Consider the following 7,987-nt stretch of genomic DNA (forward strand, 5'->3'; position numbering starts at 1 on the left):
TTTCGAACCACTCCAGTGCCGTCTCGCGGTGGCCCTGCGCCACGGCCGCCTGCACGGCCAGCAGCCACGCGTCGGCATCCCAGTCGTCACGCGCAGCAAACGCCATCTGGAAATCCGTCAGGGCCTCCGCCTTCCGGTCCAGTTCCACGAGGAGTCTGGCACGCTGTACCCGCGCCTGCGCTTCTGCCTGGGCATTGCCAGCCCCAAGTGCTACGGCCTGTTCGATCAATGGCAAGGCGCGCTCGTTGTCGCCGAGGTCGCGCCAGATCTGGCCAAAGCGGCCATAGAGCCAGCCGTCTTCCACCAGTAGCGAGCGGCGTTGCAGCGCTTCGAGTTCGGCCAGTGCATCGGCACGGTCGTGTTCGTCCATCCCCGCCATACCCTTGGCCAGCAACGCGCCGTAGTGCGCGCGGGCATGAGCCATGGCGTGCGCCCCTTCGCTGCGTGCCTCGACGGGCAGCGCATCGAGACGGGCATCCATATGGGTCAGCGCGGCATTGGCCGATTCCGTGGCTTCACGCCCGCCCAGTGCCGCCCACGCGGCCACGAGCCGGCTGAACGCCCAACTCACGTCCGCAGGGTTGCGCTCCACCGGATGACGATTCATCACCTCGCCAGCCAGATCCACCACCTTCTGGTGCTCGCCCGCCGCCGCGTAGGCGTCGAGCATGTCGATCCAGTGGTCGATGAAGTCGCTGGCCGCCATGCCCTTCTGGTGCAGCGACACCTTTTCTTCCAGATGCGTCGCATCGGCCGGCAGCGTGCGCGCCAGCAGGCGGCACAGCAGGGAATACAGGTGAGGATCGGCGTTGCCGCCATGGCCCTGCGCATCGCCCTCGCCCGTCTCGAAATATGCCCCGAAACAGCCCAGTCCCTTGCGGCACGCGGCCTCCAGCATCGGCTTCAGCACGGCTTGTGACGCAGGCACCTCGTCGATGAACGCGCCGAGCGCCGCAGCCGCGTGGAAGTACATGGCACCATCGTCGGCATCGGCCGTCATGGCAAAGCCAGTCCAGGCGGGCTGCGCCGGGGTGCTGGCACTTGCCTTGGCTTGCGACTGGTGCCGCCACGTCAGCGCGCGCACCTGCGCGAGCGGGTCCGGACGCTGACGCAGGTACGTATCCAGGTCATCGAGTGCCGCCGCCGGGTCCACGCCCAGCCGCAACGGCGCGCGCAACCGGCGTGCTTCGGGATGATCGGGCTCGGCGGCCAGCACCGTTTCGGCCTGTGCCGCGGCCAGGGCATCGCCCTGCGCTGGCGTCAGATCGAGCAGCTCCGGGGAATCCAGCGCGATCCGGCCCAGGCAGATCCGCAGCAGCGGCTCCCCAAGTTGCTGCGCGGCATCGCTGCGCGCGACATAGTCCTGCACCAGCGGCAGGATATCGCCAGCCCCGAGATCGGGCGAGCGATACAGCAGGTCGTGCCAGTAGCGGCCCGCCAGCGCGAAATCGTTGAGGCGAAACGCGACAAAGCCCGCATAGAAATGCGCAGCCCACTCGCCCGTGGCCAGCCCGTTGCGGCGCGCGGCCTCGTGCAGCCACGGCTGCGCCTCGGTGTCGCGCCCTTCACGCATCAGCAACGTGCCATACATATGCGCCAGCGCCCCGCGCGAGGCCCAGCGATGCATCGGCGCCAGCGAGAGCTCGGGCAGCCGCGTCATGGCCTCGTCGAGCGCGGCCAACGCCGCCGCCACATCGCCACGATCCGACTGGATCTGCGCGCGCAGCGCGGCATAGTCGACAACTTCGGGATGCGCCGCCCAGAGCTGGTCGGCTACCTGTACAGCTTCGTCATGGCGCCCGGCATTTGCCAGCGCGATGGCGTGGTCGTAACGGACATCCTGCAAGGTCCGCTCCTTCATCAGAAATCAGCAAAGCGGAATTATGCGCTATTGGCGTGACCTGCTTCGGGGAGGAGAGGGGGAGATTGGGGGTTGATCGGGGTTGACCGAAAGAAAAAGCCGCTCCCCAACAAAAAACGCCACCGCGGGCATCTGCCCGGGTGGCGTCAGTTCTGCCACGCGCCAGCCGTAGGAAAGCCGTCCGGCGCGCGTAATGCTAAAAGCTACTCGGCGAGCGGCGATTACTTGCCGCCCACGGTTTCCAGCACGGTCCACTTGCCGCCCTGCACCTTGTAGACGGTGATGCCGCCGTCCTTCAGGTCGCCGCGTGCATCGTAGGCCAGCGTCTTGGTGGTCACGCCCTGCATGCTGGTAGCGGCCAGCACGGGCAGGTAGCGTGTCGGGTCGGCGGAGCCGGCCTTGATCATGGCGGTCATCAGCGCGGTGGCGCCGTCATAGGCGTACGGCGAGTACGTCTGGACCTTCGAGCCGAAGCGCTTCTCGTACTTCTTCTCGTACGCAGCGCCGCCCGGCATCTGTTCCAGCGGCAGGCCGGCCAGCGACACCACGGTGCCATCGGCGGCGTTGCCGGCCAGCTTCAGGAAGTTGTCGGTCTTGGACATTTCGCCCGAGACCAGCGGGGCCTTCATGCCCAGTTCCTTGACCTGCTTGGCCATCGGGGCCGATTGGGTTTCGGCACCGCCGTAGAAAATGATGTCCGGGTTGCTGCGCTTGATGTTGGTCAGCACAGCCTTGAAGTCCACGGCCTTGTCGTTCGTGAACTCGCGGCGCACGATCTTGCCGCCGGCGGCCTTGGCGGCCTTCTCGAACTCGTCAGCCAGACCCTGGCCGTAGGCCGTGCGGTCGTCGACGATGGCGATGTTCTTGGCGCCCAGCTTCTTCACCACATAAGCGCCGATCACCGAACCCTGCTGGGTGTCGGACGTCATCATGCGGAACGTGGTCTTGAAGCCCTGGCGGGTGTATTCGGGTGCCGTGGCCATGGCGATCTGCGGAATGCCTGCACGGTTGTAGACCATCGACGCCGGGATGCTGGTGCCCGAATTGAAGTGGCCGAGCATGCCCTGGATGCCAGCGTCCACCAGCTTCTGCGCCACCACCGAACCGGTCTTCGGATCGGCCTGGTCGTCCTCGGAGATCAGCACGAACTTGACTTCCTTGCCGCCGATCTTGGGCTTCGTGGCATTCATGTCATCGATCGCCAGGACGATGCCGTTCTGCATGTCCTTGCCGTATTGGGCCTGGCCGCCGGTCAGCGGACCGGCGTAGCCCAGTTTGATTTCCTGGGCCTGGGCAAAAGCAGCCGAAGCGGCAGTCAGGCCGGCAACGGCCATGGCGACGGTCATGGCCGTCTTGCGGAATGTCGAGCTCATCAGTTCTCCTTGGGTCCCAAACGGGTGCCATATGGTGCCGTTGTCGGCATATGTCGGAACGGCGTTGGCAGCACCGTTCCATTCTAAGTGGCGCAGCAAGGTCGGGATCACCGGCCCTCGCCGCACGCCTCTGATGGGTGACCGGAAGAGGACGTGCCTCAGCCGATCGTCATCAAGCTTGCATTGCCGCCCGCAGCCGCCGTATTGACGGACAGCGAACGTTCGATCAACAAACGCTCGAGCGCGATATTCGGTTCACCCTGGGCCAGGCCCTGGACGCCGACAATCGGACCCGGACGCGTAGCGACCTGTTCACAGACGGTGCGCAACTGGTCGGAATCGCCGTGATGCAGCACCGCGTCGAAGTCGGTGTCCGATGATTTCCAGTCGGAAACCATACGGACGCGCGATTGTACTGCGGCCGGCAGCCGTGCCAACAGCGACTTTGCGACCGGTGTGTCAACCCACAACGCCTGGGCGCCAACCGCCAGCACGGCGCCCAGTTGCAGCGCCAGGTCCGACTCCGTCTGCGCCAGGCACAGCACGCGCTCGCGCGGCAGCAGCGAGTACGTATTGCGCTCGCCCGTGGGGCCCGGCAGCGTGGCCGAGATACCCGATGCCGAAGCGGCAGCGAACTGGTCGCAGGCGGCGGCGACTTCGGGCAGGCTGCCTTGCGCCCAGCCCTTCAGTGCGGCCAGCTCGGCGGATACCGGAGCAGCCTGCGCGGCATCGGCCACGTCCGAGGCGCGCACGACGCGCACCACGGCATCCTGCGGGCACACCGACAGCAGGCGATGCAGATACAGCGGGCCGCCAGCCTTCGGACCCGTGCCCGACAGACCCTCGCCGCCAAACGGCTGCACGCCCACCACGGCGCCGACGATATTGCGGTTCACATAGAGATTACCGACATGCGCACGGTCCACGATATGCGCGATGGTCTCGTCGATCCGGGTGTGGATGCCGAGCGTCAGGCCATAGCCGGTGTTGTTGATCTGGTCGATCATCGTATTCAGCGCGGCGCGCGGGTAGCGCACCACGTGCAGCACCGGGCCGAAGACCTCGCGCTTCAGTTCCTCGATCGAGTCGAGTTCGATCAGCGTCGGCGGCACGAACGTACCGTTACGGCAGGCGGCGGACTGCACGGCGTTCGGATCTGCCTGATGCACGCGGCGGCCCTTGGCGCGCATGGCTTCCACGTGACGCACGATGTTGCCGCGCGCCTCCTCGTCGATCACCGGACCCACGTCGGTGGACAGACGATCCGGGTTGGCCAGCGTCAGTTCGCCCATGGCGCCCTTGAGCATTTCCAGGATGCGGTCGGCCACGTCTTCCTGCAGGCACAGCACGCGCAGCGCCGAGCAGCGCTGGCCTGCCGAGTCGAAGGCCGAGTTCACGACGTCGCCCACCACCTGTTCGGCCAGGGCCGAGGAGTCCACGATCATCGCGTTCTGGCCGCCCGTTTCGGCGATTAGCGGAATCGGACGGCCCGCCGCATCGAGGCGACCCGCAACATTACGTTGCAGCAGGCGTGCCACTTCGGTGGAGCCGGTGAACATCACGCCCTTCACGCGCGCATCACCCACGAGCGCAGCGCCCACGGTCTCGCCACGGCCCGGCAGCAGTTGCACGGCACCAGCCGGCACACCGGCTTCGCGCAGCAGACGCACAGCAGCGGCGGCGATCAGCGGGGTCTGTTCGGCCGGCTTGGCCAGCACCGGGTTGCCGGCAGCCAGTGCGGCAGCAACCTGACCCGTGAAGATCGCCAGCGGGAAGTTCCACGGGCTGATACAGACCACGGGGCCGAGCGGGCGGTGCGTGTCGTTCGAGAACGTCTCGCGCACCTGCACCGCGTAGTAGCGCAGGAAGTCGACCGCTTCGCGGACTTCGGCGATGGCGTTCGAGAACGTCTTGCCGGCCTCGCGCATGATGACGCCCATCAACTGCTGCATCTGGGCTTCCATCAGGTCGGCGGCGCGCTCCAGCGCAGCGGCGCGCACCTCCGGCGGCGTGGCCTGCCAGATCGGTGCCACATTCACGGCGGCAGCCAGCGCGGCCTCCACTTCGAACGGCGTGGCTTCGCTGGTGTGGCCCACCACGTCGCGGTGGTCGGCCGGGTTCAGCACGGGGTCGAGCTTGGCGTCGCCGCGCGGGATGTCGGCACCGAGCAGCGGTTCGGCACGGTGGACTTCGCTGGCGCCGGCCAGCAGTGCCGACGACAGCGAGGCCAGGCGATGCTCGTTCGACAGATCGATGCCCGCCGAATTGGCGCGCGCGTCGCCATACAGTTCACGCGGATGCGGGATGCGCGGGTGCGAGAGGCCCAGCGTACCTTCCGTCTTGTGCATCGATTCGACCACGGTCACCGGATCGGCCACCAGTTCGTCCAGCGGGATGGATTCATCGGCGATGCGGTTCACGAACGACGTGTTCGCGCCGTTCTCCAGCAGGCGGCGCACCAGGTACGCCAGCAGCGTTTCATGGGTGCCAACCGGTGCGTAGATGCGGCACGGACGGTTGAACTTGCCGTCCGACTTCGGGCCGACGATCTGGTCGTACAGCGGCTCGCCCATGCCATGCAGGCACTGGAATTCATACTGGCCGGGGTAGTAGCTCTGACCGGCGATCTGGTAGATGGCCGACAGCGTATGCGCGTTGTGCGTGGCGAACTGCGGATAGATTGCGTCCGGCACCGACAGCAGCTTGCGGGCGCATGCCACGTAGGCCACGTCCGTGTACACCTTGCGCGTGTAGACCGGGTAGCCTTCCAGCCCATCCACCTGGGCGCGCTTGATCTCGCTGTCCCAGTACGCGCCCTTCACCAGACGAATCATCAGGCGGTGGCGGCTGCGGCGTGCCAGGTCGATCAGGAAATCGATCACGAACGGGCAGCGTTTCTGATAACCCTGCACCACGAAGCCGATACCGTTCCAACCGGCCAGTTCCGGCTCGAAGCACAGGCGCTCCAGCAAATCGAGCGAGATTTCCAGGCGGTCAGCTTCTTCGGCGTCGATATTGATGCCGATGTCGTACTGGCGGGCCAGCAGCGTCAGGCTTTTCAGGCGGCCATACAGTTCGGAAATCACGCGTTCGTGCTGCGCGCGGCTGTAGCGCGGATGCAGCGCCGACAGCTTGATCGAGATGCCCGGGCCTTCATAGATGCCCCGGCCGCGCGACGCCTGGCCGATTGCGTGGATGGCCTGCTCGTACGATGCCAGGTAGCGCTGCGCGTCGGCCTCGGTCATCGCAGCCTCGCCAAGCATGTCGTACGAATAACGGAAGCCTTCGGCCTCATACTTGCGCGCGTTGGCCAGCGCCTCGGAAATCGTCTCGCCAGTCACGAACTGCTCGCCCATCAGGCGCATGGCCATGTCCACGCCCTTGCGGATCAGCGGCTCGCCGCCCTTGCCGATGATGCGCGTCAGCGCCTTCGACAATCCGGCTTCGGTGTGCGTGGCCACCAGCCGGCCAGTCAGCAGCAGGCCCCAGGTGGCGGCGTTCACGAACAGCGACGGGCTTTGGCCCAGGTGCGACTGCCAGTTCGCGCCGCTGATCTTGTCGCGAATCAGTGCGTCGCGCGTGGCCTTGTCGGGGATGCGCAGCAGTGCCTCGGCCAGGCACATCAACGCTACGCCTTCCTGCGACGACAACGAGAACTCCTGGATCAGGCCCTGCACCAGACCCTCACGGCCCGTACCCACCTTTTGCTCGCGCAGCTTCTGCGCCAGCGTATGCGCCATCTTGATGGCGGCGTCGGCCTCGGCCTTCGGCAGGCGGGCCTGCTCCAGCAGCACCGGCACGCATTCGGTTTCCGGACGGCGATACGCAGACGTAATCGCCGCGCGCAACACCGACTGCGGCTGGATGCTCTGCGCAAATTCCAGGAACGGCTGGGCCATGGCCTCGCCCTGCGCCACATCGCCAGCATCACCATCCGTGTCATGCGACGTGCCGTTGGCGCCTTCGTGCGGCAGATGGCCGCGCTCGATCTGCTCCAGATACGTGAAGATGGCCTGCTTGATCAGCCAGTGGGGGGTACGGTCGATCGATTGGGCAACGCGTTTCAGGCGTTCACGCGAAGCATCGTCGAGCTTCACGCCGAGGGTGGTGGTGGCCATGCGGGCAGTTCTCCAGCGGATCTTAAGAAGGCGGTGGCGGCCGTGGCGATACGCATGGGCGTAACGCGCCAGCCTGCCGATTGGCGCGATCTTACTCTCGTAGAATTACGAGGTGCAACCTAGTGCAACCACCTAGTTCGTCCCGCCTGGAAAAGGTTGCACCCACGCAACATGACAGACCTCGCAAGGCCGGCCTCAGATCCTCAACGGATCGATTTCCAACTGCCAGCGCACGCCCTTCACTTGCGCACCCACCTCCTGAAAAGTGGGCAGCCACTCACTCAAAAACCGTTGCAGCACGGGGCGCGATCCGGCTTCGACCAGCATCTGGGCACGCTCCTTGTTGAAGATGCGCACCATCGACATCGGCACCGGGTCATGGAGTTGCACCTCGGGCGCCATCGGGCATGCATCGGCATGGTCCCGCGCGGCTTTCAGGAAGGTCAACGCACGTTCCAGCTCGCCGTGTTCCGCCGTGATGAGCGCCTGGTAGGCGAACGGGGGCAACCCGGCCTGCCGGCGCTCGCGCAACTGGCTGGCTGCGAATCCATCATAGTCATGGCGCGCCAGGGCCTGCAATGCGGGGGCGTCCGGATAACGCGTCTGGATCATCACTTCGCCGCCCAGTCCCGCCC

At 66.1% G+C, this 7,987-nt stretch carries 3 protein-coding genes and 1 pseudogene; all 4 read right to left on the minus strand.

Features of this window, described 5'->3' with window-relative positions:
• A partial coding sequence (locus FFS21_RS31260) for a hypothetical protein (protein WP_249359766.1) occupies window positions 1-1,861 on the minus strand: 1,861 nt, incomplete at its 3' end.
• A 221-nt stretch (window positions 1,862-2,082) separates the two neighbouring features.
• On the minus strand, window positions 2,083-3,234 hold the full coding sequence (locus tag FFS21_RS31265; protein WP_137928551.1) for a branched-chain amino acid ABC transporter substrate-binding protein: 1,152 nt from the start codon (window positions 3,232-3,234) through the stop codon (window positions 2,083-2,085).
• 158 nt (window positions 3,235-3,392) lie between these two features.
• Window positions 3,393-7,352, minus strand: coding sequence for a trifunctional transcriptional regulator/proline dehydrogenase/L-glutamate gamma-semialdehyde dehydrogenase (gene putA, locus FFS21_RS31270; protein WP_137928552.1), 3,960 nt, complete (start codon window positions 7,350-7,352; stop codon window positions 3,393-3,395).
• Window positions 7,353-7,547: 195 nt separating this feature from the next.
• A pseudogene (locus FFS21_RS31275) lies at window positions 7,548-7,987 on the minus strand (primosomal protein N'); the annotation flags it as partial.

The organism is Cupriavidus sp. 2SB, from assembly GCF_005503625.1.
Classification (GTDB): domain Bacteria; phylum Pseudomonadota; class Gammaproteobacteria; order Burkholderiales; family Burkholderiaceae; genus Cupriavidus.